At 69.8% G+C, this 24,348-nt stretch carries 18 protein-coding genes; 12 read left to right on the top strand and 6 right to left on the bottom strand.

The window, feature by feature from the left end:
• The first annotated feature begins 89 nt into the window (after positions 1–89).
• Positions 90–1,508: a zinc-dependent metalloprotease gene (locus QZV81_RS06205; protein WP_292834391.1), complete on the top strand. Its 1,419-nt coding sequence runs from the start codon at positions 90–92 to the stop codon at positions 1,506–1,508.
• Positions 1,509–2,269: 761 nt separating this feature from the next.
• Here the strand turns inward: QZV81_RS06205 and QZV81_RS06200 are convergent.
• Both QZV81_RS06200 and nudC read right to left on the bottom strand, forming a co-directional pair.
• Complete coding sequence (locus QZV81_RS06200; RefSeq protein WP_292834387.1) at positions 2,270–3,982, bottom strand: ATP-dependent helicase; 1,713 nt, start codon at positions 3,980–3,982, stop codon at positions 2,270–2,272.
• Entirely contained in the window at positions 3,979–4,899 is a 921-nt protein-coding gene (nudC, locus tag QZV81_RS06195) for an NAD(+) diphosphatase (RefSeq protein WP_292834384.1), read from the bottom strand. The genes QZV81_RS06200 and nudC overlap by 4 nt, the downstream gene beginning before the upstream one ends.
• A gap of 83 nt (positions 4,900–4,982) precedes the next feature.
• Here nudC and QZV81_RS06190 point away from each other — a divergent pair, with 83 nt between their 5' ends.
• The gene (locus QZV81_RS06190) at positions 4,983–6,224 is read left to right on the top strand and encodes a phosphotransferase (protein WP_292834381.1); all 1,242 of its coding nucleotides are present in this window, start codon (positions 4,983–4,985) and stop codon (positions 6,222–6,224) included.
• A gap of 18 nt (positions 6,225–6,242) precedes the next feature.
• On the opposite strand, the gene QZV81_RS06185 is transcribed toward QZV81_RS06190, so the two are convergent.
• Both QZV81_RS06185 and QZV81_RS06180 read right to left on the bottom strand, forming a co-directional pair.
• Positions 6,243–9,554 (bottom strand): ATP-dependent helicase, encoded by a 3,312-nt coding sequence (locus QZV81_RS06185; RefSeq protein ID WP_292834378.1) that lies wholly within the window; start codon positions 9,552–9,554, stop codon positions 6,243–6,245.
• Positions 9,551–12,655 (bottom strand): ATP-dependent DNA helicase, encoded by a 3,105-nt coding sequence (locus QZV81_RS06180; RefSeq protein WP_292834375.1) that lies wholly within the window; start codon positions 12,653–12,655, stop codon positions 9,551–9,553. Before QZV81_RS06180 ends, QZV81_RS06185 begins: the two co-directional genes overlap by 4 nt.
• A 165-nt stretch (positions 12,656–12,820) precedes the next feature.
• Between QZV81_RS06180 and QZV81_RS06175 the strand changes: the two genes are divergently transcribed.
• The 5 genes from QZV81_RS06175 to QZV81_RS06155 all read left to right on the top strand — a co-directional run bounded on the left by QZV81_RS06175 (position 12,821) and on the right by QZV81_RS06155 (position 17,101).
• On the top strand, positions 12,821–13,045 hold the full coding sequence (locus QZV81_RS06175; protein ID WP_292834489.1) for a DUF3107 domain-containing protein: 225 nt from the start codon (positions 12,821–12,823) through the stop codon (positions 13,043–13,045).
• 9 nt (positions 13,046–13,054) lie between these two features.
• Positions 13,055–13,345, top strand: coding sequence for a hypothetical protein (locus QZV81_RS06170; RefSeq protein ID WP_292834372.1), 291 nt, complete (start codon positions 13,055–13,057; stop codon positions 13,343–13,345).
• A gap of 98 nt (positions 13,346–13,443) precedes the next feature.
• Positions 13,444–13,809: a metalloregulator ArsR/SmtB family transcription factor gene (locus tag QZV81_RS06165; protein ID WP_292834369.1), complete on the top strand. Its 366-nt coding sequence runs from the start codon at positions 13,444–13,446 to the stop codon at positions 13,807–13,809.
• Positions 13,806–15,452, top strand: coding sequence for a SulP family inorganic anion transporter (locus QZV81_RS06160; protein WP_292834366.1), 1,647 nt, complete (start codon positions 13,806–13,808; stop codon positions 15,450–15,452). The genes QZV81_RS06165 and QZV81_RS06160 overlap by 4 nt, the downstream gene beginning before the upstream one ends.
• A 152-nt stretch (positions 15,453–15,604) precedes the next feature.
• Positions 15,605–17,101, top strand: a complete 1,497-nt coding sequence (locus tag QZV81_RS06155) for a DEAD/DEAH box helicase (protein WP_292834363.1) — start codon at positions 15,605–15,607, stop codon at positions 17,099–17,101.
• A gap of 120 nt (positions 17,102–17,221) precedes the next feature.
• On the opposite strand, the gene QZV81_RS06150 is transcribed toward QZV81_RS06155, so the two are convergent.
• Positions 17,222–18,100 carry a PHP domain-containing protein gene (locus tag QZV81_RS06150; RefSeq protein ID WP_292834360.1) on the bottom strand — a complete coding sequence of 293 codons (879 nt, stop codon included), beginning with the start codon at positions 18,098–18,100 and terminating at the stop codon, positions 17,222–17,224.
• A gap of 78 nt (positions 18,101–18,178) precedes the next feature.
• Here QZV81_RS06150 and QZV81_RS06145 point away from each other — a divergent pair, with 78 nt between their 5' ends.
• A complete protein-coding gene (locus QZV81_RS06145) occupies positions 18,179–19,192 on the top strand; it encodes an endonuclease/exonuclease/phosphatase family protein (RefSeq protein WP_292834357.1) in 1,014 nt (337 codons plus the stop codon).
• Between the two features lie 35 nt (positions 19,193–19,227).
• Complete coding sequence (locus QZV81_RS06140) at positions 19,228–20,646, top strand: aminopeptidase P family protein (protein WP_292834354.1); 1,419 nt, start codon at positions 19,228–19,230, stop codon at positions 20,644–20,646.
• A 9-nt stretch (positions 20,647–20,655) separates the two neighbouring features.
• Here QZV81_RS06140 and QZV81_RS06135 read toward each other — a convergent pair whose 3' ends face one another.
• Complete coding sequence (locus tag QZV81_RS06135) at positions 20,656–21,300, bottom strand: general stress protein (RefSeq protein ID WP_292834351.1); 645 nt, start codon at positions 21,298–21,300, stop codon at positions 20,656–20,658.
• Positions 21,301–21,374: 74 nt separating this feature from the next.
• On the opposite strand from QZV81_RS06135, the gene QZV81_RS06130 reads away from it, so the two are divergent.
• From QZV81_RS06130 to QZV81_RS06120, 3 genes are read left to right on the top strand one after another with little or no spacing between them, the layout of a single operon-like run.
• Positions 21,375–22,649, top strand: a complete 1,275-nt coding sequence (locus QZV81_RS06130; RefSeq protein WP_292834348.1) for a CBS domain-containing protein — start codon at positions 21,375–21,377, stop codon at positions 22,647–22,649.
• Positions 22,649–23,176, top strand: a complete 528-nt coding sequence (locus QZV81_RS06125; RefSeq protein ID WP_292834486.1) for a DUF1003 domain-containing protein — start codon at positions 22,649–22,651, stop codon at positions 23,174–23,176. The genes QZV81_RS06130 and QZV81_RS06125 overlap by 1 nt, the downstream gene beginning before the upstream one ends.
• Positions 23,173–24,309: an Mrp/NBP35 family ATP-binding protein gene (locus QZV81_RS06120; RefSeq protein ID WP_292834345.1), complete on the top strand. Its 1,137-nt coding sequence runs from the start codon at positions 23,173–23,175 to the stop codon at positions 24,307–24,309. Before QZV81_RS06125 ends, QZV81_RS06120 begins: the two co-directional genes overlap by 4 nt.
• The last annotated feature ends 39 nt before the right edge of the window (positions 24,310–24,348 follow it).

Raw genomic sequence — 24,348 nt, 5'->3', positions numbered from 1 at the left:
TCCTCCGCCGAGGCCGATCCCGGCCGCCGCGAGAGGACGTGCGACTAGCGTAGAGCGAGACGAGTTCTGCCCGCTGAAAGGCGCCTGATATGGCTGACGACAATCGCGACCGTTCCAACGACGACTCCCCCGGCGATCCCTTCGCCGACATGCTCCGCAACCTGTTCGGCGGAGGGGTGGAGGGGTTCGATCCGGCCCGAATCGAGGCCCTGTCGGGTCTCGGAATGGACCCCGCGATGCTGCAGCAGATCATGCAGCAGATGCGGGCGGCGTTTGCCGCGGATGGGGACGGCAGCATCGACTGGTCGGCCGCGAAGGCGGGTGCGCTCCATCTGGCCAACAAGGACGGACTGGGCATCACGACCGGCAGTCGCCAGGAGTTCGATCAGGCGTTCAGCCTGGCGACCCTGTGGCTGAGCGAAGCCACGACCATCTCGGACCTCCCCCGGGCGCCGCAGGCGATAACGCGCGGGCAGTGGGTGGAGCTCACCCTGCCGGTGTGGCAAGAACTCGCGGAACCGGTCGCCGACTCGATCTCCGGAGCGCTGACCACCGCGATCGGCGACCATGCTCCCGAAGAGATGAAGGGCATGATCGCCGGCGCCGGCCAGTTCATGCGTCGGATCGGGGGCTCGCTGTTCGCCGCTCAGCTGGGCGCGGTGATCGGACGCCTGTCGCTCGAGGTCGTTTCGGGCGGAGATGTCGGCATCCCGATCCTGCCCGACGGGGACGCCGTCATCGTTCCGCAGAACTTCGCCGATTTCGGCCGTGACCTCGACGTCGACGGCGACCAGCTCGCCCTGTACCTCGCGACGCGCGAACTCGCCCACGCCCGCCTCTTTCGCCACGCACGCTGGCTGCGCCTGCACGTGATCTCGCAGGTGAGCGAGTTCGCGCGTGGGATCCACGTCGATACGGTCGCGCTCGAAGACCTCGCCTCGCGGTTCGACCCGTCGTCCCCCGGCGAACTGCGCGCCGCCCTCGAGTCCGGTGCGCTGCTGCCCCAGCGCACCGCGGAACAGGAGGCCGCCCTCACCCGACTCGAGAACCTGCTCGCCACGATCGAAGGCTGGGTCGACGTCGTCACCGCAGATGCCACGGCACGCCTGCCGGAATCGGCCAAGATCGCCGAGGCCGTGCGCCGTCGGCGCGCGGTCGGGGGCCCCGCCGAGCAGGCCATGGGGTCGCTCGTCGGACTCGAGTTGCGCCCCCGGCGCCTCCGTGAAGCCGCCGCGATGTGGCGCGCCGTCACCGACGCAGTGGGCAAAGCCGACCGGGACGGTCTGTGGGACTACCCGGATCTCATGCCGGACGCGGCGGACATCGACGACCCGGCCGCGCTCGTGGCCCGCCTGCAGGCGCGCGCACGCGGCGAGGGGCCCGAGCGAGACGCGTTCGACGAGGCCCTGGACGAGCTGCTGAGCGAGGCCGACCGCGCCGCTGAGCCGGATGCCGGAGACTCTGACCCCGACGGCTCGGACATGCCGGAGGATCCGCGCCCCGTCTGACGCGAGGCGCTTCTGTGGAGAGCCGGTGCGCCGTTTCATGCTTCCGCGGCACAATCGGCGTATGCTCCGACTTGCGCCCTCGAAAGAACCCCTGTGGCGGACACCCTCCAGTCTGCAGCTGGGTGCGGACCCGGCCATCCGCGTCGACGATGTCACTCCGTGGCAGGAGAGCCTGCTGTCGGCACTGCACGACGGCATCCCCGATGCGATGATCCTGCCCCTGGCCGCGGCATCAGGTGCACCGGCTGAGGACGCGGCAGCGTTCGTCGAACACATCTCGCCCGCCCTCACCTTCGTGAGGGGCCGGCGCCAACGGACGCGGGTGGAGCTGCCCGGCGAACTCGGCGTGGGCGAGACCGACGCCCTCCTCGGCGCGCTCGACGCGGTCGGACTCGACGTCGTCAGCACCACCCGCTGGGCGCAGGCCGACCCCGATCCGGCCGTACCCGTGGTCATCGTCGCCCATCGCCTGGTGGAACCCCGCCGTGCGGCTCGGCTGATGGCTCGAGACGTGACACATCTGCCGATCGAACTCGCCGGCGACCGCGTGACAGTCGGCCCCCTCGTGGTTCCCGGTGTGACGGCGTGTCTGGCGTGCGTGCACGCGCACCGACGCGATGCCGATCCCGCGTGGCCGCTGCTGGCGGCACAGATGCTCGAGCGCGGCACGTTCCGCACCGACCTCGCGCTGCTCTGGGAAGCGGGCATCCTGGCCGGACGACTCCTCAGCTCGCCTCACCCGCAGACGGCGTCGGTGACCGTCAGCGCCGCGGACGTCCGCCGGAGTTGGCACGGACACCGGCCGCACGCAGAGTGCTGGTGCCGATCTCCTGAAGGAATCGCGACATCTGACGAGGTCGTTGCCCGCTCGCCCGCGACCACGACAGTGACAGAGTTCGACCGGCCCGCGTGATGCCGACGTAAGCGAGGCGGCGCTCTTCATCCACCTGCTCGAACGTCGTCGCGTACGAGATGGGAAGCAGGCCCTCGCTCATTCCCATGAGGTGCACGTGGTCCCACTCCAGACCTTTCGCAGCGTGCAGGGTCGCCAGGGTGACGGTGCGCAGGGCGGGTTCGTGCTGGCTCCTGGCGCGAGCGAGCAGCTCATCTGTGAAGGCACGCAGCGTCGTACCCGCCGGGGCTTGCTCAGCGAGACGCAGCACCGCCGACCGTGCTTCCCACGCATCGCGAAGGGCCCCGCCGGCCGGCGGGGGGTCGTCGCTCAGGCCGAGCGAGCGCAGGACGTCACGGACGGCCGCGACAAACGTCGTCTCGAGCGGAGCCACCGACGCGCCACGGAGGGCCATGACAGCCTGACGGACTTCGGGCAGGTCGAAGAACCGCCTGCCGCCGAGAACAGTGGCAGCGATCCCCCGACCGGCCAAGGCCGCCAGCACGGGTGCGGACTGCGCGTTCGCCCGGTAGAGCACGGCGATGTCGTGCGCGTCGATCCCGGCGGCCAGCTGCGCTGCGACCGCAGCCGCGACTCCGTCCGCCTCGGCCGTGTCATCCGGGTACGCCGTCACCGTCGGCTCGCCACCCGGTGCAGCCGCAGACGCGAGCTCGAGCGCACCGGGGCGCCCCCGCATGAGCGAATTGGCGACGGCGAGCACCGCGCCATCCGACCGATAGTTGCGCTCGAGTCGTACGACCTTGGCATCGTCGTACCGGTCGGCGAAGTCGAGCAGATAGCGCGGATCGGCACCGGCGAAGGAGTAGATCGTCTGGCTGGCATCCCCGACGACGCACAGATCACGGCGGTCGCCCAACCATAGTTCCAGCAGCCGCGCCTGCACCGGGGACACGTCCTGATACTCGTCGACCGTGAGGTGCCGGTATTGCTCGTGCACGGCGGCGGCGACGCGGGGCTCGGACTCGAGCATTCCCGCGCAGGCGAGAAGGACATCCTCGAAGTCGAGCTGACGGCGTTCGTCCTTGACCTTCTCATACGCGCGTTGCAGATCGGCGAGCGCCTGCACATCCATGCCCGGCAGACCGGTGGGGTGGTCAGCGGCATCGCGCTCGATCGAGTGCATCCGAACTTTGCGGGCTTCGATACGCCCGGCGACATCGCGCAGCGTCGGCGCGTCGATCCGCAGCCGCAAGCCGTCGGCGGCGTCGGCGAGCACGCGAACCTTCTTGTCGATGATCGCGGGGGCGGCATCGCCCGCCAGCTGCGGCCAGAAGAAGTTCAGCTGGGCGAGCGCCGTCGCGTGGAACGTGCGGGCCGCGACGCCCTCGACGCCGAGCGCGCGCAGGCGACCCCTCATCTCACCGGCAGCCCTGGTGGTGAATGTGACCGCCATGACCCGTCCGGGTGAGTATGCCCCGGTATCGACGCCGTGGGCGATGCGATGCGTGATGACCCGGGTCTTCCCGGTTCCCGCACCGGCGAGGACGCACACCGGACCCCGCAGCAGCGAAGCCGCCTCGCGCTGCCGGTCATCGAGACCCTCCAGCGCGCGATCGCTCACCCGTGAAGCTCCACCCAGTCGATGATCAGGCGATGCGCGATGGATGCCGTGCCCGGCAGCGCGAAGTCCGCCTCCCCCGCCAACCCCCGGTTGAGCTCGGCGCGGGTGAACCATCGGACGTCCACGATCTCCTCGCCGTCGGGGCGCGCCGCCGCATCGTCGACGGCGGAGGCGAGGTAACCGAGCATGAGCGAGTGCGGATACGGCCAGGCCTGCGAACCGCGGTATCGGATGTGTTCGACTTCAACCCCGGCCTCTTCGAGCATCTCGCGGATGATCGTCGCCTCGGCCGACTCACCAGCCTCGATGAAGCCCGCGAACGTGGAGTAGACGTTCTGGCCTTTCCACATCGCGTTCTGGCCGAGCAGCAGCCGTGACCCGTCAGCCGACTCGATCGCGACGATGACTGCGGGGTCCGCGCGTGGGAAGTGGTCGCGCCCGCAGTCAGGACAGCTGCGGGACCAACCGGCCGTGCGGACGATGGTGTGGCCGCCGCACGCGGGACAGAACGGCGCACCCAGCAGCCAGCGGCCGAGTGCGACCGCCTCGACCAGGAGTCCGGACTCGATCGGCGACAGCTCGCCGCCGATCGAGTAGAGGCTTTCCCAGTGCGCCGCGTCGATCGGTGGTTCGGCCGACGCGGCCACCGCGGCCAACAGCCGGGCCGATCCGTCCGCGTCTCGGCCCAAGAACGCCCATTGCGCGCCCTCGGCGACCGCGGCCGGCGCGACCAGCAGCAGCGTAGGAGTCTCCTCGCCGGATCGGAGCGGAGCCCGGTCTCCGTGAAGAGCGAGAACGCGGGTCGTGGGATCGATTCGCAGCGCGCCGAGGAGGCCCTCCTGGGTGCGTTCGTCAGCCGCCCGGTCGATCGTCGCGCGAGCCAGCGCGGGAGGGCGGAGATCATCGGTGGGTGTCATCACGAACCTCTCTCCGCCGGGCGCGGTGCGAATGCCGGGCGTGGCACGGATACTTCGCACCGCCGCGCGCCTACCCTGGGGGCATGCCACGCTCACCCCTCACTCTAGCCGCGTCGGTGACATCCGCTCTGCCCCGCGCGACCGTGATCGGCGTCGGTCCGCTGACCGAGGGCGTATCCGGTCGTTACGACAGCGCGATCGCCACTCTCGACGACGGGCGACGCGTCGTCGTGCGCGTGCCCACCGATCGTGAGGCCGACACCGACCTTCGAGCCGAGGCCCACGCGCTGAAAGCGCTGACGGCCGGCGTCCGCGGCGTGCTCCCCTTCGGCGCACCGGATGTGCTCGGGGAAACCTCCGTCGACGGCGTGCACGCCGTGGTTCAGACCCTGCTTCCCGGCTATCGCGTCGATGCCGTCCACGTTCCCGCCGGGGAGGGCGTGGCAACGGCGCTCGCCGTCGCGATCGCGAAGGTGCATGACCTGCCCGTCACGGTCATCCGCGACGCCGGGCTTCCCGTCCTCACCGCTGTGCAGGTGCGTGACGAAGCCGAACGTCTCCTGGATCGCGCCGAGGCCACCGGCCACCTGCCGTTCGGTCTGCTCCGTCGCTGGAGCACAGCACTCGGGTCCGAAGCGCTCTGGCGATTCGAGACGACCGTCACGCTCGGCGGCGTCGACCCGGCGTCCTTCGTTCTGGAGGACGACGACGACGGAGTGCCCCACGTCACCGGCCTGCTCTCCTGGGGGGGAGTGGGCGGAGGGGATCCCGCGGTCGACTTGCGCTGGACCGCCTCGGCACCTGATGCGCGCGAGGCCGTCATCGACACCTATACGCGTGTGTCCCACCGAGCACCCGACCGCCTGCTGCTGGCGCGCGCGCGCCTGCACGCCGAGCTGGAGTTCGCGAAGTGGCTCGTTCACGGCCACTCCACCGGCGCGGAGTCGATCGTCGCCGACGCGATCGAGCTGCTGACGGCGCTGGAGCAGAGCGTTCGCGATGAACCGCCGCTCGCCCACGAAACCGTGACGGTCGACGATGCGATCGCGGTCCTCGGACGAATCCGCGCGACGACGGGCGATCTCGGGCACAGGGAGATGGAGACCGACGCGTTCGACGCCGAGTCACTCGCTTCGTTCACCACCGACGAACGGGATGCCGGGGGAATCCCCACTTCTCCCATCGAGATGTCGGACTGGGCGCCGCTGCGCGGCGATACCGGTGGGGCTGTCGTCGCGCCACGCGACGACAGCGACGACGCCACGGACGACGATCCGGATGCGGCAGCGCGAAACGCCCTGCGGCGGTGGACCGACACGGCCTGAGAACCGTCCGAAGCGTGCTCAGTCACGCACGACGACGTCATCGGCGACGTAGTACAGGACGACGTCGATCTGCTCGAGCGGCACTCCGCTGCGCTCGTGGTACGCACGGCGGTACAGCCGCAGCTGCAGAAGGCGGTCTTCGCGCTCGCGCGGTGTCCGCGGCGGGCGCCCCGTCTTCCAGTCGACGATCTCGATCCGGTCCCCGCGGCGGTACACGGCATCCAGCTTGCAGATCGCTACGTGCGCTTGCCCATCGGCGAGCAGATCATCAAGAGCGACATCGATCTCGACCTCAACCTCGATCGGTGCCAGGTCCGCCCATTCAGACGCCAGAAAGCGCGTCTTGAGCTCCTCGAGCGCGCGAGTGTCGGCATCCGGCCCGCCGATCTGATCCTCGTCGAGTTCCCACAGGGCATCGTCGGCCGACACCCCCGCGCCGGTCAGCCCGGAACGTTCCTCGACCCATGCGTGGAACAGCGTGCCGAGGCGGGTCTGGCGATACGGCCGCTCCGGGAGTGGTCGCGCGATCGCCGCGACGGTGCCGGCATAGTCGGCGACGAAGTCCTTATAGCGAGACGCGGGCACCCGCACGGGCGCGGCGGCGCGAGTGCCGGCCGCCCGCTCGGCACGCTCGGCCAGCAGCAGCGTGAGATCGCGCGACGGAGCCGCCGGAGGCGGGGCGGCAGCCTCGCGCACGCGCGCAGCGGCCGCCGTCACGGCCCCCCGGCGCGCGCCGAGGGGGTCGATCGGCCAGGAGAGCAGGCGGCTCCGGTCGAGGTACGGGTCTTCGCCGGGCTCAGGGATCTCGAGCGGCAGCTCGAGCGCATCGGTGATCTCCGAAAGGAACCGGCTGGGCGCGCGTGGTGCCTTCGTTCCGGCCCACGCGGATCCGGTCAGCAGCAAATGGTCGCGAGCGCGGGTGACGGCGACGTAGGCGAGGCGGCGCTCCTCGTCGAGCCGGCGGTCTTTCAGCTCCTGCGCGAACCGGGTGAGCGCAGTGCGCAGGTCTTGCTGGGTCGGAGCTTCGTCCGCACCCCATGCGAGTCTCGGCAGCCACGCGCGGTCACCGCGGAACGGGTAGGGCAGGACCCCGAATCGGAGCCATCCGAGGCCCTCGCGCGGCTTGGCGGGAAGCTCGTCCTCGACGCAGCGCGCGAGCGCGACGGCGTCCCACTCCAGCCCCTTCGCCCCGTGGATCGTCAGCAGCTGTACGACGTCGTCCTCGGCCGGCTCGGTGCGAGGCGCAAACTCGTCGACGCGCTCGGCGCGATCAAGCCAGGCGAGCAGAGCGGGGAGCGACCCGCTGTCGTCGGCCGCGAGGAACCCGTGCAGCTCGTCGACGAACGCGCGCAGCTGGTCGCCGGCCACGCGCGCGGGCCCGCGCGCCTCATTGGCGGCCAGCTCGATGTCCAGCCGCAGTTCCACCGCGATCAGACGCACGAGATCCGGCACCGGAATGCCGGACGCCCGGCGCAGCCCCGCGAACACGCCCGCGGCGTCACGGAGGCGCGCGCGGGCCTCGGGGGTGAAGTCGCTGAGCCAGCCGTGGTCGTCGGGCTGCCGGCCGACGAACTCGACCGCATCGACGAGCGAGGCGCCGTCCTCGCCTGCACCGCGCAGGCGCGAGAGGATGTCCGCATCCAACGCATGCAGTGCCGAGTCGTGGCGTCCGATCCGCCGCGCCAACGCGGCCAGCGCACGCAGGTCGGGCAGGCCGATGGCCCAGCGCGGGCCACTCAGCAGCCGGATCAGTGCCGACCCCGCGCGCGGATCGCTGATGACGCGCAGCGCGGCGACGACATCGACGACCTCGGGGGTGGACAGGAGTCCCCCGAGTCCCAGAATGCGATGTGGTATGCCGCGGCGTCCGAGCGCATCGGCGAAGCGCACCATGTGCTTCTTCGCACGGAAGAGGATCGCCCCGGTCGTGGCCTCTCCGCCCGCAGCGCGCCGCGCTCGGACATCCTCGAACCACTCCGCGACGTGATCCGCCTCCGCGTCCACATCCACCTCGAATGATGCCGTCACATTTCCCGGGGGGGCGTCCGGACGTGAACGCAGTGCGCCGACCCGCACGGGCGCGCTAGCCGCGAGCGGGGCGAGCACGGCGTTGGCCGCATCCAGGACACGCTCGCTGTTTCGCCAGCTCGTCAGCAGCGAATACGTCGGCGCGGTCCCAGAGGCGCAGAACGCCTCGGCGAAGCCGCCGAGGTTGCCGGCACTCGCACCCCGCCAGCCGTAGATCGACTGATGGGGATCGCCGACGGCCATGACGGCCGAATCGGCGAACAGCGCCGCAAGCAGATCGCTCTGCACGACCGACGTGTCCTGATACTCGTCGAGCAGCACGACACGGAAACGCTCACGCAGCTCCTCGGCCACGGGCCGGTGCGCGCGCACGATCCGCAGCGCGCCGGCGACCTGATCGGAGAAGTCGATCAACCCGCGTCGCCGTTTCTGCGCATCGTATTCGCGCGCCAAGTCCGTCAGCACCTCGAGCCCGCCGACCGCGACCAGGGCCTTCTCGACGTCGGCATAGACGGTGGTATTCGCGCGCGTGGAAGGGCGCTCACGCACCTGCGCCAGCCGCGCCGGCAACGCCGCGACGTCGGCGAGGTCAACAAGGTTGTCGACGCCGTCCCGAGCGATCCGCAGCGCGGCATCGATGATCGTTGCGGGACGATACGCGACCGTCTCGAGCCGCGGATCGTCAGAGGCATGGACGATGCTGCGCATGAGCAGCCACGCCGCGGACTCGCTGAGGACGACCGCCTCCGCATCGCGTCCGATGCGGACGGCGTTCTCGCGCACGAGCTGATCCGCGAAGCTGTTGTAGGTGGCGACGGTCGGCCGGTGCAGCAGCACATCGACGTCGGGCGGCTGCGGGCCGGCGAGGACCGCGAGCGCGTCCAGCGCGGCGCGGCGCTGGGCTTCAGCCCCCGCACCGGTCGCCTCGCGCTCGATGCGACCGAACACGTCCAGGCGTCCGTCGCGGTACAGCTGTTCGAGCGCGGGCAGCAGTCCACGCTGCTCGAACTCGGCCAGCCGGGTCAACCGGCGTTGGATCCGCCCGGAGAGCTCACCGGCGGCCTTCCGGGTGAACGTGAGTCCGAGGATCTCCTCTCGGCGCACGAGACCGTTGGCGACGAGCCAGACCACCCGGGCCGACATCGTCTCGGTCTTGCCGCTTCCGGCGCCCGCGACGACGAGCACGGGCTCACGGCGTGCGGCAATGACCGCGGACTGCTCGGCAGTCGGCGGGAACTGGCCGAGAGCGGCCGCGATCGCCTCGGGAGAGATCAGCTCCGTGCCGATCATCGGAGGTGTCATGAGCTGCTCACCGGTCCGATCGTGTGGATGCGGCAGAACCCGTAGGTGTGCTCGTCTCGGCAGTGGGATTCGTAGGGCGCAAGGAACTCTCCCCCGCCCATGGCACGCGCGGCGTCGCCGATCCGCTCGATGAACGCGGCACGCCGGTGCTCGTCGAACGGATCCTGCGTGGGCGTCGCATACGCCCCGGTCCGGTTCTGCTTCAAGACCAGCAGCTTCGCTCCGCCGGAAGGGCGGCCGGTCGCGACGGGGATGGCGCCCTGCTCGAGTGCGAGCTGGTAGGCGCTGAGCTGCGGGTTGTCGGCCGCGGCGGAGGGACTCGTGGACTGACTGCGGCCGGTCTTCAGGTCGATGATGACGACGGCGCCCTCCGCCGTCAGCTCGACGCGGTCGATCGTTCCGCTGAGGACGGCGGGCAACGGCACCCCCGCGAGGGGAACCTCCAGTTCGAAGTTCGGCTCAGCAGTCAGGAGAGTCGTCCCCGCTGCCTGCGCGTCCTGCAGATAGCGACTGAGTCGTGCCACCAGATCCCTCGCGCGCGCTCTCTCGGCGCGCTCTATCCACACCGCATCGAACTCGAGCTCCGACCAACGACTCTCGACCGTGCGCCACAGTCCCGCCTCGTCGGTGCCGTCGGCATGCTCGAGGGCCGCGTGGATCAGTGTGCCCAAGCCCGCCCCGACGCTGCCGGCATCACCGCCGAGCTCGCCGATCACCCAGTTGAGCTGACACACATCGATCGCCTCGAGCTTCGACGGTGACACACGCGCCTGCTCGAACTCGAGGTCGATCAGCGGACCGACCGATGTCTGAGGCGCGATGCCGTACCAGTCCGTCGGATCGGCGCCGGCAACTCCGGCTTCGGCGAGGAGCGCCAGCTGCCCGGCGGCTTCTGCTCGGGCTCCGGACGACGTGCGAACGTCCGTCAACGTGCGCCGATACTGCGCGACCAGCCCGCGCAGCGACAGCGGATGCTCTGCTCTGCGTGGCGCGGACTCGGCCGTCGGCAGGAACTCGAACAGCACGCTCGGCCCGGTGTCGTCGTCATCGACAGCGGTGACGATCAGCCGGGACTGCGCACGAGTGATGGCGCGCAGGAACAATCGAAGCTCGTCATGCAGGACGGCTCGGCGAAGATCCAGGGTCTCGGCGGGTTCGTCGTCTTCGGCGGTCGCGAGGCGCCCGGTCTCCAGCAGTCCGCCGCGCGTTCGGAGATTCGGCCAGACACCCTCCTGGACGCCGGCGATCACGACCGTGTCGAACTCACCGCCGAGAGCGCCTGCGGGCGTCAACACCTGCACGACGCCACTCGGCGTCGGGGCGCTCAAGCGGTCTTCCGCGACGTCGGACTGCAGCACGCCCCGCACGAACGCCATCGGAGCGGTGCCGTCTTCGCGCTCGCCGTGACGTTTGGCCGCCTGGAAGAGCGCGACGACGGAATCGAGGTCGCGGCCGGCCTGATCTGCGAGGGGACCGCGGCCGGCCGCCGCCTGCCGCCACGATCGTTCACGGCCGGAGCGCTCCCAGGCCGTCCACAGCAGTTCGTGGGCCGTTGCACCGCGGTCGAGCTGATCCCGCAGCAGCGCGATGGTTTCGGCGATGCGGGCCGCGCGACGACCCTCGCGCGTGTCGAGCAGCTCGAACTCGAGTGGATGCCGGAGCCCCGACGCGAGCAGCTCCCGCGATGAGGGGACGGAGTCCGCCCCCTCATCCTTCTGCCGACGCAGTGCGTCGTGACGCAGAGCCGTCCGGAGTCTGCGCAGCTCGATGCCGTCCAGACCGCCGTTTCGCAGCGCCTCGGCAGGCTCATCCCCCTGCCACTCGTCGCGCTGCGCGAGCTCGACGAGCGTCAGCAGTTCACGCACGGCGCGCGTCTCGCCGAGCGTGCGCCCCTGTCCGCTCGCGAAGGTCGGAACGTCCCGAGCGGACAGCTCCGCCTCGAGCGCGATCACCTGACGCGTGTCGTGCGCGACGACGGCGCAGCGTTCCCACGGGATTCCGTCGTGCACATGGCGTTCGCGGAGCAGTCGCGCGATCGTTTCGAGCTCCTCACCGCTCGAGCGCACGGCGAAGGCCCGGACCGACTCATCCGGGTCGGCGTCGATCTCTGCGGAATCCGGTGCGCGCCGGTGCGCGACGACGCCGACCGTGCCGATCCGGCTCGTGACCTCTGACGCGAGACGGCGCAGCGACGGCGTGCCGCGGTGAGGTGTGTCGAGGACGTGCAGGGGAAGGCCTCGCGCCAGCCGCGCGAAGTTCTGGGGCGTGGCGCCACGGAATGAACCGGATCCGACGTCGGGGTCACCGAAGGACAGAACGGCGATGCCCCGCGCACGGCAGGCCTCGAGAAGCTCGATTCCTCCCAGGGTCAGTTCCTGGGCGTCGTCGACGAGCAGGGCATGCAGCCCCGACAGGACGCCGGGCGCCACGGACCCCGGCATCCGCGCGAGTCCGACAGCCTCGCGGACGAGCCCCGCGGCGTCGCGGTGCGCTCCTCGCATGTCCGCGCGTACCGCGCGGTATTCCGCGGCAAAGCCTGCCAGCGATGCCCACACGTCGCGGTCCTGGCGCTGCGCGAGTTCGGCGAGGTGCGCTGGTTCGATGCCGAGCGTCGTGCACTCCGCCAGGAAGGCCCGCACCTCCGTGCGGAATCCTCGCGTTCCACGGATGTCGGCGCTGAGCCATGCGGGCCATCGGCTCACGAGTCCAGCCGTCTCATCGTCCGCGTCACCGTCGAGGAGATCCATGATGATGCGATCCTCGTCGGGCCCGGTCAGAAGCTGCGGGGGCTCGAGTCCCGCATGAACGGCATGCCCGCGCACGAGCTGGTATGCGAAAGCTGCCACGCTGCGCGCCAGCGGCCCCGGCGTGGCGACCCGCACCCGCAGCGCGAGACGATCGCGGAGCACCGTGGCCGCCTGACGTGTCGGCGTGAGAACCAGGATCTCGTCAGCTCTGACGCCGCCGGCGAACAGCGCCGCCACCCGCTCGATGATCGTCGTCGTCTTGCCGCTCCCGGGCGCTCCCACCACGACGCCGGACGCCGTCGGGGCCAGATCGATGACCGCCCGCTGCGCGAGGTCGGGCACCAGCGGGGACATGGTTCCACGCTATCCGGCGCTGCCGACACCACGCTTCGGCAGTGCGTTCGCCGACAGCGTGCAGGCGGGCCGCCCTTGCTGGCCGGTCACCGCGCGCCGTGTCGTAGAGTCGAGATGCGCCCGCTGCCGCGGGCCCCGAACCGGCAAGAAGGACGTGGCACCACCGTGGAGATCCGCATCGGCATCGCGAACACCGCTCGCGAACTCAGTTTCGAGTCGGCAGAGTCCGCCGAATCCGTCAAGAAATCCGTCACGGCGGCGATCGACGGCGGCACCGCCGCCATCACCTTCACCGATATCAAGGGCAACGCCTACATCGTCCCGACCGCAGGGATCGCGTTCATCGAGGTGGGGACCGAGGAGTCTCGTCGCGTGGGCTTCGTCGCCTGAGGCCTCGGCATGGAGATCCTGCTGGGCTTCATCTTCGGCGCCGCCGTCGGAGGTGCTCTGCACTACCTGCAGCCCGGTCGCGCCTCCCGGGGCGCGGCCCTGGCACCCGTCTCGGGCGCCGTCGTCGGCGGGATCGCGTGGCTCATCCTGACTTGGGCGGGCATCACGACCGAGACCCCGTGGATCTGGGTGGCGCCGATCGCGCTTCCGGCGATCGTCATTTCCGTGATGCTGGGCATGCTCACCCGCTCACGGACAGCACACGATGCCCGCGAGCGCGTGCGGCTGAAGATCGCCTGATCAGGCTTCCTGATCTGACCCATCGCGGTCACCGACTTCACCACGCGAACGGAAACGAACGACGGGGTCGACGCTTCCCCCGATATGATGGATCCATCATGTCACTAACTCTGGGTCAACGACCGCTCTACGAGCTCAAGGCGGGACTGTTCAAGGGACTGTCGCATCCCCTGCGAATCCGCATCCTCGAGCTGCTGTCGATGCGCGATGAGCGCACCGTCGCGGATCTGCAGACCGAGACCGGGCTCGAGGCGTCGCACCTTTCGCAGCATCTCGCGGTGCTCCGACGCAACCGTCTTGTCGAGTCCGATCGCCGGGGAAGCCACGTGCACTACCGCCTGGCCTATCCGGAGGTCGCCGACCTGTTGACGACCGCGCGAAGCCTCTTGCTTCGGATCGTCGAGACCGACGGCGCACGCGCCGCGGATGCGGCGTCTCTGCCCCCGTTCGGACCCAAGGAATGAGTCGCGCCGCAGAGTACGCGACCGCGCTGCTGCCGTCCGCTCGCGACTACCGCGAGGCGGGCCGGACGTGGCGCGGCGACCTGCTCGCCGGACTGACCGTCGGAATCGTCGCTCTTCCGCTCGCCCTCGGCTTCGGGATCGCTTCGGGTGCGGGTGCAGAGGCCGGGCTGATCACGGCCATCGTGGCGGGGGTGCTCGCCGCCGTCTTCGGAGGCTCGAACGTCCAGGTTTCGGGACCGACCGGCGCAATGGTCGTCGTGCTCGCGCCGATCGTCACCGCGCACGGCATGGCCGCGGTCGCCGTGGTCAGCGTGCTCGCCGGCATTCTGGTGCTCGTCGCGGGCGCACTCCGGCTCGGTCGGGCGGTCTCCTTCATCCCCTGGCCGGTCATCGAAGGTTTCACCCTCGGGATCGCCGTCATCATCTTTCTGCAGCAGATCCCCGCGCTCACCGGGGCGGATGCCGACGGCATTCTGCACACGAACGTGGTGACCAGCGCCCTGTCGTCTCTCGTCAATGCCGACCCGGGGTATCTCGCGTGGTCGCTCACCGCGGTCGCGGCGGTGGCAGCGTGCATGTATCTCCTGCCCCTCGTGCATTCCGCCATTCCCGGTTCGCTGGTCGGGATCGTGCTGGTGACGATCCTCGCTCTGGTGCTCCCCTCCCCGCTCGCCGTGATCGGAGCGCTTCCCTCGCGCCTGCCGGCGCCCGGCCTGCCGACGCTCTCCATCGACACACTGTCCGCCCTCGTGCTTCCCGCTGTCGCCGTCGCGGCGCTCGCGGCGATCGAGTCGCTGCTGTCGGCGCGCGTCGCCGCCTCGCTGGCCGACACCGGGCCGTATGACCCCGATCGTGAGCTCGTCGGTCAGGGCATCGCGTCGATCGGCGCGGGGCTGTTCGGTGGGATGCCGGCGACAGGAGCGATCGCGAGGACCGCGGTCAACGTGCGGGCAGGCGCGAAGAGCCGCATCGCCGCCATCTTCCACGCGCTGGTGCTTCTGCTCGTCGTCCTCGTGGCGGCGGGTCCCGTCGGCGCGATTCCGCTCGCAGCCCTTGCGGGGGTGCTGATGGTCACCGCGATCCGCATGGTGCAGCCGGCGACCGCTCGCTCGATCCTGCGCTCCACTCGCGCCGATGCGATCGCCTATATCGTCACGGCGATCGTGACGGTGTCGGTGGATCTGATCGTCGCCGTCGCGATCGGCATGGCCGTGGCCGGAGTGTTCGCGATCAGGAGCCTCTCGCGTGCGACCGGAGTGGCTCGCGAGGAGATCGGCGGGCCCGCCGTGGCCGGGGATGAACGCATCGCCGTCATCCGACTCGACGGCCCGCTGTTCTTCGCCGCGGCGGACCGGGTGCTCGAGACCGTCATGTCGCTCGACGACGTGACGGTCGTGATCCTCCGGATGTCTCAGCTCGAACTCGTTGACGCGACCGGAGCGCACGTGCTGTCCGAGATCGTCCAGCAGCTCGAGCGTCGTGGCGTGACCGTGCTGATCAAGGGCGTGCGCGCCGGACACGTCGAGCTGTTCACAACCGTGGGCGTACTCAGTTCACTCCGCCACGCCAGGCACCTCTTCGATGATCTCCCCTCCGCCGTCGCGCACGCGCGCAGTCACGTGGCCCGCACCGGCGCCGAGTAGCGCGGATCCCCTGGCTGCCGACCGGGGGTTGCGGCACGCTCCGGTAGGCTGAAAGGGTCCCGGCGATGGATCGGGGCCACCGCGCCTGTGGCTGAGTGAAGGGCGTGGATCTCTTCATCGGCGGCTTCTCACCGCCAGACAGGCATGACACCATGACGACTTTCGCCGAACTCGGCGTCGATCAGGATATCGTCGACGCACTCGCGGCCAAGGGCATCGTCGACGCGTTCCCGATCCAGGAGCAGACGATTCCGCTCGGCCTTCCCGGCCAGGACATCATCGGCCAGGCCAAGACGGGCACCGGCAAGACCTTCGGCTTCGGCATCCCCGTCGTCCAGCGACTGGGCCTCGACCCCGAGCCCGGTGTCAAGGCGCTCATCGTCGTCCCGACCCGCGAGCTCTGCGTACAGGTGTACGAGGACATCGACATGCTCACCCAGAATCGCGCGACGAGCGTCGTGGCGATCTACGGAGGCAAGGCGTACGAGGGGCAGATCGAGCAGCTGCAGGCCGGCGCCCAGATCGTCGTCGGCACGCCCGGTCGCCTCATCGATCTGAACAACCAGCGCCTGCTCGACCTGTCGCACGCGACCGAGGTGGTCCTCGACGAGGCCGACAAGATGCTGGATCTCGGCTTCCTCCCCGACATCGAGAAGATCTTCCAGAAGGTGGCGCAGGTGCGCCACACCCAGTTGTTCTCGGCGACGATGCCCGGGCCCATCGTGGCTCTCGCGCGCCGCTTCATGACCAACCCCATCCACATGCGCGCCAGCGACCCGGATGAGGGGCTGACGCAGGCCAACATCCGCCATCTCGTCTACCGCGCGCATTCGCTCGACAAAGATGAGGTCATCGCCCGCATCCTGCAGGCCGAGGGGCGCGGCAAGGTCGTGATCTTCACCCGCACCAAGCGCGCGGCACAGAAGCTCGTCGATGAGCTCAACGACCGCGGATTCAACGCCGGCGCCGTCCACGGTGACATGAGCCAGGAGAGCCGGGAACGCTCAATGGCCGCGTTCAAGGCCGGCAAGAAGGACGTCCTGATCGCGACGGATGTCGCCGCCCGCGGCATCGATGTCAACGACGTCACCCATGTGATCAACCACACGATCCCCGAGGACGAGAAGGCCTACCTCCACCGCGTCGGCCGCACGGGACGGGCCGGCAACACCGGCATCGCGGTGACGTTCGTCGACTGGGATGACCTGCACAAGTGGGCGCTCATCAACCGCGCGCTGGAATTCGGCCAACCCGAGCCGGTCGAGACCTACTCGTCGAGCCCGCACCTGTACGCCGATCTGAGCATCCCCGCCGGCACGAAGGGGCGCCTCACGGCGGCTCCCAAGACCACTGCCGTCCGCACGCCGCGGCCCGCGCGCGCCGCTGACATCGCCGCAGAAGGCGCCGAGGCCGGGACGACGCGTCGTCGCCGGCGCGGCGGGCAGGAGCACGTCGGAGCGAGCTTCATCGAGCAGTCGGATGCCGGCTCTCCCCCCGCATCCGTGAACGCCGCCGCGCGCGGAGCCGATGGCGCAGACGCGCACACCCGTGCCGGTACGGAGCATCACGACGGCAAGCCGGCTCCCTCGCGCCGCCGCCGCCGCCGTGGCGGTTCGGGCGGAACCGGGACCCCGGTCGCAACCAGCTGAACCTTGCCGAACGGTCGCCGGACCACTAGCTTGAGCGCCGACGGCCGCGAATGCCGCCCGTCGACCAGCTGAAGGCCAAGGCTCTCGCCTGAGCCCCCGAGCACAGCGCCCCCGTCCCCCTCAGGGATGGACGGGGGCGCTACCGCTTGCCCGGGCGATGATGCGGGCGACCATGGCGTCGGTCGTGGTGTTCTCGCCCGGCACATTCGGCTTTCCCCGACCGTGATAGTCGCTGGACCCTGTGGCGATGAGGTCACGGGCCGAAACGAGCGAGCGCAGCCGGGAGAGCGCGGGCTCTTCATTCTCGCGATGCTCAAGCTCGAACCCGGCCAGCCCGGCCTCCAGCATCGCTTCGACGAGCTTCCGGGGCAGGAGCCCGGCGCGTCCGGCGGGGTGAGCGATGATCGGCACTCCGCCCGCGTCCGCGATCGCAGCGACGGCCGTCACCGGGTCGGGCGCATACAGCGACACGTAATAGTCACTGCCGGGATGCAGGATGTCGGCGAAGGCCTCACCGCGATCGCGCACGTGTCCTCTCGCGATCAGTGCGTCCGCCAGGTGCGGCCGGCCCACGGTCGCGCCCTCCGCCGTCTGGGCGACGATGTCGTCCCAGGTCAAGTCGTAGTCGCGGCCGATGCGGTCGGCCATCGTGCGGGCGCGGGTAATTCTCGACGTGCGGATGCGGTCCGTGAGCGCGCGCAGTCCCGCGTCTTCCGGGTCGAACAGGTAGCCCAGCACATGAACGCTCCGGTGCTCGTAGCGCGCGGACAGTTCCATGCCCGGAACCAGCGTCATTCCGAGCGAGCCGGCGGCCTCGGCCGCCTCGGCCCACCCCGATGTGGTGTCGTGGTCGGTGAGCGCCACCGTTCGCAGCCCCGCCGTGTGCGCCGCGACCATCACCTGCGCGGGCGGCTCGGTGCCGTCAGAGTGATCGGAATGCAGGTGCAGATCGCTCGGGCCCACGACCGCCCGCGCTGCGCGGTCCCCTGCATGCACCATGATCTGAGCGTACCGCCGCCCGGGTGCAGGACCGCGGCATCCGTCCTTCTCTCAGCCTGCTGACATAGAGTCGCCGGCGTGCTTCGCCTGTTGGGACTACTGATCACCGTGCTCACGGCCATCGCCGTCGCGATCGTCACGTGGCCACAGTTCTTCCGCCTCGAGCGGACGTTTCCCATGGCACAGGTCGTGTCCTTGAGGCCCATCACGGTGATCGTGCTGGCCGCCGTCTGCGTCCTGTTCCTGTTCCTGAGTCTGGCGCGCCCCGTGCGCGCCTTCGCCGGATCGATCGCCGTGATCACCCTGATCGGCGCGATCGCCGGAGGCGGCATCCTCCTCTCCCGCGGAGTCGGGCCCGGCGGGCTCCCCGACGCCACTGGCACCAGCGTGCGCGTCATGACCTGGAACACGGCCGGGGGCGCCGCGGATGCCGACGTGATCGCACGGACCGCCGTGGCCATGCAGGCCGACATCGTGTCGTTGCCCGAGACCACAGAGGAGGTCGGCATCGCGGTCGCCGTTGCGATGCGTGCCCTGGGGTCCCCGATGTGGGTTCACAACGAGAACTACGAGGGATGGGATGCCAACTGGACGAGCCTGCTGATCTCCCCGGGGCTCGGCGACTACGCCGTCGTCGAATCGACCGTGGAAGGCACGACGAACACCTCCGAGGTGCCGAGCGTGGTCGCCATGCCCGTCGACGGCAACGGGCCGGTCGTCGTGGCCGTCCACGCCGTCGCTCCCCGCCAGGCGTACATGGCCGACTGGCGCCGCGACCTGCAGTGGCTCGCCGATCAATGCGCCGCCGACAGTGTCATCATGGCGGGAGACTTCAACGCGACGCTGGACAACATGGCGCGCTTGGGCGTCGGCGGCGCCGATCTCGGCCGTTGCCATGATGGCGCCGCGGCCACCGGCACCGGCGGTGTCGGCACCTGGTCGACCAGCGTCCCGTCCCTCCTCGGCACACCGATAGATCATGTGATGGCGACGGCGGGCTGGGTGGCGACAGGCTCGGCCGTGCTGACCTCGCTCGACGGCAGCGGCAGCGACCACCGCCCGCTCGTCGTGCAGCTCGAACCCTCCCCGTGAAGACACGATTCGGGCGAAGTGCGAGACTGGATGCCATGAGCACGAGCGAGGGCGACACGATCGCCGAGACCAGCACCCAGATCTCGGCGGCGGAGAACACGAACCGCAAGCAGCCCTTCCCGCAGGGGTTTTTGGACCAGATCTCGACGGGCTGGGCCGAGCGACCCGATCAGGCACCGCCGCAGCGCGCGCAGGCCGTGTACGCCGCCGCGCGCCGTGCCGCGGTGTCGGCTGCGTTTCCGGGTGAACGCCTCGTCTTTCCCGCCGGATCGCTCAAGCAGCGCTCGAACGACACCGATTATCCGTTCCGCGCGCATTCCGCCTTCGCGCACCTCACGGGGTGGGCGAGCGACACCGTGCCCGACTCGGTGCTGGTGTTCGAGCCGACGGCATCCGGCCACGAGGCGACCCTCCACCTGCGCGAGCGCGCAGACCGCACCACGACCGAGTTCTACGCCGACGCTGCGGTCGGAGAGTTCTGGATCGGGCCGCGCCCCGCGCTCGCGGGTGTCGCGGGCGACCTGGGCCTCACGACCGCGCACCTCCACGAGTTCGCCCCCGCTGAGGGCGACCGCATCGCTGACGAAGACGACGAACTCGCGCGGTTCGTCTCGGAACTGCGGCTCGTGAAGGATGCCTACGAAATCGAGCAGATGCGGTTGGCGGTCGAGGTCACGGCGCGCGGCTTCGACGACATCGTCGCCGACTTCCCACGTATCGTCGCCACCCCGCGCGGTGAGCGCGCGGTCGAGGGCGTCTTCCACCATCGCGCGCGCACCGAGGGCAACGGCGAAGGCTACGACACGATCGCCGCGTCCGGTCCGCACGCGTGTTATCTGCACTGGACGCGCAACGACGGCGCCGTGGTTCCGGGGGATCTCATCCTGGTGGATGCCGGAGTCGAGGTCGACAGCCTTTACACCGCGGACATCACGCGCACACTCCCGGTCTCGGGCAGGTTCACCCCCGTGCAGCGCAAGATCTACGAGGCGGTGCGGGAAGCGGCCGATGCAGCCTTCGCCGCTGCTGCGCCCGGGGTGACGTTTCGCACCGTCCACGAGACCGCGATGCGTGTCATCGCCGAACGCGTCGCGGAATGGGGTCTGCTTCCGGTGAGCGCCGAAGAGGCGCTCGCGGCGGACCGCGGCGGACAGCACCGTCGATACATGGTGCACGGCACCTCGCACCATCTCGGGATCGACGTCCATGACTGCGCACAGGCTCGCCGCGAAATGTACTACGACGGTGTCCTCGAGCCCGGAATGGTCTTCACGATCGAACCCGGACTCTATTTTCAGATCGACGACCTCACGGTTCCCGAGGACTACCGCGGGATAGGCGTGCGCATCGAGGATGACATCCTCATGACCGCGGATGGCCCCGAGAACCTCTCGGCCGGCATCCCGCGTACGGCCGACGAGGTCGAGGCATGGATCTCGCGGCACGCGCGCTGATCCGGAGCGTCATCGGGATTGCTCGCCGCCCCCGCCCGGATGCTCGAGAAGGTTCTGGTTCGACGGATCGATGCGCTCTCCGTACCGCGGAGGGCCCGGAGGATCCACCCGCTCGCCGTACTCCGGCGGGTCGGATGTCGGCGGTTCCGATGCGGGAGCCGCGGCCGGGGCAGGATGTCCGAGCGTCGCCTGTGACGCGGTCCGACCGACGATCTCACGCGCCCGCTGCATCGAGCGGGGCAGCACCGTGACCTCGTAGTGGTCTGCGATCACCTGCGTGATCGATGTGTAGTCCCTGCGGCGACGCAGCAGGGCATAGGTGGTGATGCTGAGCAGCATGCCGATCGCGATGCCGACCAGCATGACGCCGATGAACAGCTGAATGGCCGCGTCCGGGGTGCCCAGCACGAAGATCGCCGAGAACAGCAGCCCGAGCAGGATTCCATTGATCGCCCCTGATCGCGCGGCGGCCGCATAGCCCAGACGGCCCGTCACCGTCTCGACCGACCGCAGGCCCCGACCGACGATCGCGATGTCCTTCGCGGGGATGTCGGCCTCGATCAGCTGCGACACGACCTTCTGCGCGCCCTCATAGGTCGCGTGGTCGGCGATCGTCTCGCCGTGCTCCTTCGGGGTGCCGCCGATCATGCTCATTGATCCATCTTCTCACGCGGCGTCCACGCGAGAGCTGACGGTTTCCCGCAGGTCGCGCGCACTACGCTGGACACGTGAGTACGCAGAGGGTTTTCGTGGCGCGCCTGGCCGGCTGCACCGTCTTCGACCCCGCGGGCGACCGGCTCGGAAAGGTCCGAGATGTCGTCGTGATCTACCGCAAAGATGATCCGCCGCGCGTCGTGGGTCTCGTCGTCGAGATCCCCGGTCGCCGCAACGTCTTCCTCTCGATCGGGCGCGTCACCTCGATCGCGACCGGGCAGGTCATCACGACGGGCCTGATCAACGTGCGACGGTTCCAGCCGCGCGGCGGGGAGGTGCGCGTGATGGCCGAGCTCCTCGGCCGCAAGGTCTATTTCCGAGACGGCTCCGGCCACGCCGTCATCGAGGATGTCGCGATCGAGCGCAATCGGCTGGGCGACTGGGATGTCGGCCAGCTGTTCCTGCGCAAACCGAAGACCAGCGCGACTCCCTTCGCGAAGGGCCCCACGACATTCGCCTCCTGGTCCGACGTGCGCGAGGAGCAATCGCCCGGTCAGGCGCAGTCCGCGGAGCAGCTGGTGGCCACGTACTCCGAGCTCAAGCCCGCCGACCTCGCCAACACCCTGCTCGATCTTCCGGAGGAACGACTCCTCGAGGTGGCCGAAGAACTCTCCGACGAACGACTGGCCGACGCGCTGGAGGAGATGCCGGAGGACGACCAGATCCACATCCTCGGGGCGCTGGGCGACGAGCGGGCAGCCGACATCCTCGACCAGATGGAACCCGATGACGCGGCCGACGTCCTCGCTCAGCTGTCGGAGGATCAGCGCGAGGAGCTGCTCGAGCTGATGGAGCCCGAAGAAGCCGAGGACGTGCGGGCGTTGCTGCAGTATGGCCCTGACACGGCCGGTGGCCTGATGACCAGCGAGCCGATCGTGCTGTCCGCGGATGCGACCGTTGCCGAGGCCCTCGCTCTCATCCGCCGTCACGAACTTCATCCGGCACTTGCCGCCGCAGTGTTCGTGACGCTGCCGCCGTACGAGACTCCCACCGGCCGGTTGCTGGGCACCGTCCATTTTCAGCGGATGCTCCGGTACCCGCCGCACGAGCGTCTCGGCGCGATCATCGACGACACGGTGGATGCCGTCCCCGTCACCGCGACAGCGGCCGAAGTGGCCCGCCTGCTGGCCAGCTACAACCTCGTCTCCGTGGCGGTGATCGACGCGGCTCACCGCCTCGTGGGGGCGGTCAGCATCGACGACGTGCTCGACTATCTGCTGCCCGAGGACTGGCGCTCGCACGACGGCGACGAGGCGTCCGCCCACGTCGACACGGGAGCCCCGCGATGATGGCGAAGACCCCGAAGGTCACGCTGGAGGACCCGCGGGGGCGTCGATCGAGCGTACTCACGCGCACGCCGCAGCCGTCGCGCGACCGCTTCGGCCGCTTCACCGAGTGGATCGCGCGCGCGATGGGGACCCCCTTGTTCCTCTTGATCCTGTCGCTGTTCTGCGTCGCATGGATCTCATGGAACACGCTGATGCCGGGAATGCTGCGCTTCGACTCGGCCGCAAACGGATTCACTGCTCTGACCCTCATGCTGTCGCTGCAGGCGTCGTACGCCGCACCACTCATCCTGCTCGCTCAGAACCGGCAGGACGACCGCGATCGCGTGCAGATCGAGCAAGACCGTCAGCGCGCCGAGCGCAACCTCGCCGATACCGAGTATCTGGCACGCGAAGTCGTGGCCCTTCGCATGGCTCTCGCCGACGTGACCGAGCAGGTCATCACGCGAGAGGTCCTGCGTCAAGAGCTGCGCACGCTTTTCGAGCAGTTGGATGACCGCGAGCAGCGCGACGAGTCCGCCGCGCCATGACGATCACCGATGCGGTCCGCAGTGCCGTCGGCGACGTGACGGATCCAGAGCTGCGCCGACCCCTCGCCGAACTCGACATGATCCGCGCGGTCGACGTCTCCGGCACGACCGCGCGTATCGAGGTGGCGCTGACGATCGTCGGCTGTCCGGCCGCCGACCGCATCGCGCGCGATGTGCGGGATGCTGCGGCGTCCGTGGACGGCATCACAGACGTCGCGCTGGAGATCGGCGTCATGACGCCCGCGGAGCGTGCTGCCCTGACCGAGCGGCTCCGCGGGGGGCGCGGCCGGGTCATGCCGTTCGGCCCGGACTCGCTCACGCGCGTGATCACCGTCACCAGCGGAAAGGGCGGCGTGGGCAAGTCCACCGTGACTGCCAACCTCGCGGTCGCACTGGCCGCGCGAGGGCTCGCCGTGGGACTCATCGACGCCGACGTGCACGGGTTCTCGATTCCCGCGCTGCTGGGGCTGATCAGCCCAGACGGTCTGTCACCGCAACCGACACGGATCGACGACCTCATGCTCCCGCCGGTGGCGCACGGCGTCAAGACGATCTCCATCGGCATGTTCCTGCCCCGTGATCAGCCCGCGTCCGCTGTCGCGTGGCGCGGACCCATGCTGCACCGCACCGTGCAGCAGTTCCTTACGGACGTGTTCTTCGGCGACCTGGACGTCTTGCTGATCGACATGCCGCCCGGCACCGGCGACGTCGCGATCTCGATCGGCCAGCTCCTGCCGAACGCCGAAGTGCTCGTCGTCACGACACCGCAGGCCGCCGCCGCCGACGTCGCAGTCCGCAGCGGCCTCCTCGCTCGGCAGACCGGTCAGCGCGTCGTCGGTGTCGTCGAGAACATGGCCGCGTTGGCGCTCGCCGACGGCAGCACGCTCGACCTCTTCGGTTCGGGAGGCGGGCAGGCCGTCGCGGATGCGCTGTCGACCACGGATGCCCAGGTCCCGCTGCTCGGATCGATTCCGCTGAGCATCGCTCTCCGCACCGGAGGGGACGCGGGCGAGCCCGTCGTACTGACCGCACCGGAGGATCCCGCAGCACGGGCGATCATCGTCATCGCCGACCTGCTTGCGCGCGCGTCGCGCGGCCTCTCCGGCCGGGCACTCCCCCTCTCGCCCGCGTGAGCGACGCTCCGTCGCGAGCCGATCCGAGAGCGGACATCA

Source organism: Microbacterium sp. (genome assembly GCF_011620665.1).
Lineage (GTDB): Bacteria > Actinomycetota > Actinomycetes > Actinomycetales > Microbacteriaceae > Microbacterium.
The sequence above is the reverse complement of the archived record's forward strand: the minus strand, read 5'-3'. Positions and strand labels throughout refer to the sequence as shown.

Excerpts from the sequence above, each read along its gene's own strand:
- QZV81_RS06185 (WP_292834378.1), bottom strand. The coding sequence starts at position 9,554 with ATGACACCTCCGATGATCGGCACGGAGCTGATCTCTCCCGAGGCGATC.
- nudC (WP_292834384.1), bottom strand. The coding sequence starts at position 4,899 with ATGACACCCACCGATGATCTCCGCCCTCCCGCGCTGGCTCGCGCGACG.
- QZV81_RS06150 (WP_292834360.1), bottom strand. The coding sequence starts at position 18,100 with ATGGTGCATGCAGGGGACCGCGCAGCGCGGGCGGTCGTGGGCCCGAGC.
- QZV81_RS06135 (WP_292834351.1), bottom strand. The coding sequence starts at position 21,300 with ATGAGCATGATCGGCGGCACCCCGAAGGAGCACGGCGAGACGATCGCC.
- QZV81_RS06180 (WP_292834375.1), bottom strand. The coding sequence starts at position 12,655 with ATGTCCCCGCTGGTGCCCGACCTCGCGCAGCGGGCGGTCATCGATCTG.
- QZV81_RS06160 (WP_292834366.1), top strand. The coding sequence starts at position 13,806 with ATGAGTCGCGCCGCAGAGTACGCGACCGCGCTGCTGCCGTCCGCTCGC.
- QZV81_RS06140 (WP_292834354.1), top strand. The coding sequence starts at position 19,228 with ATGAGCACGAGCGAGGGCGACACGATCGCCGAGACCAGCACCCAGATC.
- QZV81_RS06120 (WP_292834345.1), top strand. The coding sequence starts at position 23,173 with ATGACGATCACCGATGCGGTCCGCAGTGCCGTCGGCGACGTGACGGAT.
- QZV81_RS06155 (WP_292834363.1), top strand. The coding sequence starts at position 15,605 with ATGACGACTTTCGCCGAACTCGGCGTCGATCAGGATATCGTCGACGCA.
- QZV81_RS06190 (WP_292834381.1), top strand. The coding sequence starts at position 4,983 with ATGCCACGCTCACCCCTCACTCTAGCCGCGTCGGTGACATCCGCTCTG.
- QZV81_RS06205 (WP_292834391.1), top strand. The coding sequence starts at position 90 with ATGGCTGACGACAATCGCGACCGTTCCAACGACGACTCCCCCGGCGAT.
- QZV81_RS06170 (WP_292834372.1), top strand. The coding sequence starts at position 13,055 with ATGGAGATCCTGCTGGGCTTCATCTTCGGCGCCGCCGTCGGAGGTGCT.
- QZV81_RS06165 (WP_292834369.1), top strand. The coding sequence starts at position 13,444 with ATGTCACTAACTCTGGGTCAACGACCGCTCTACGAGCTCAAGGCGGGA.
- QZV81_RS06125 (WP_292834486.1), top strand. The coding sequence starts at position 22,649 with ATGGCGAAGACCCCGAAGGTCACGCTGGAGGACCCGCGGGGGCGTCGA.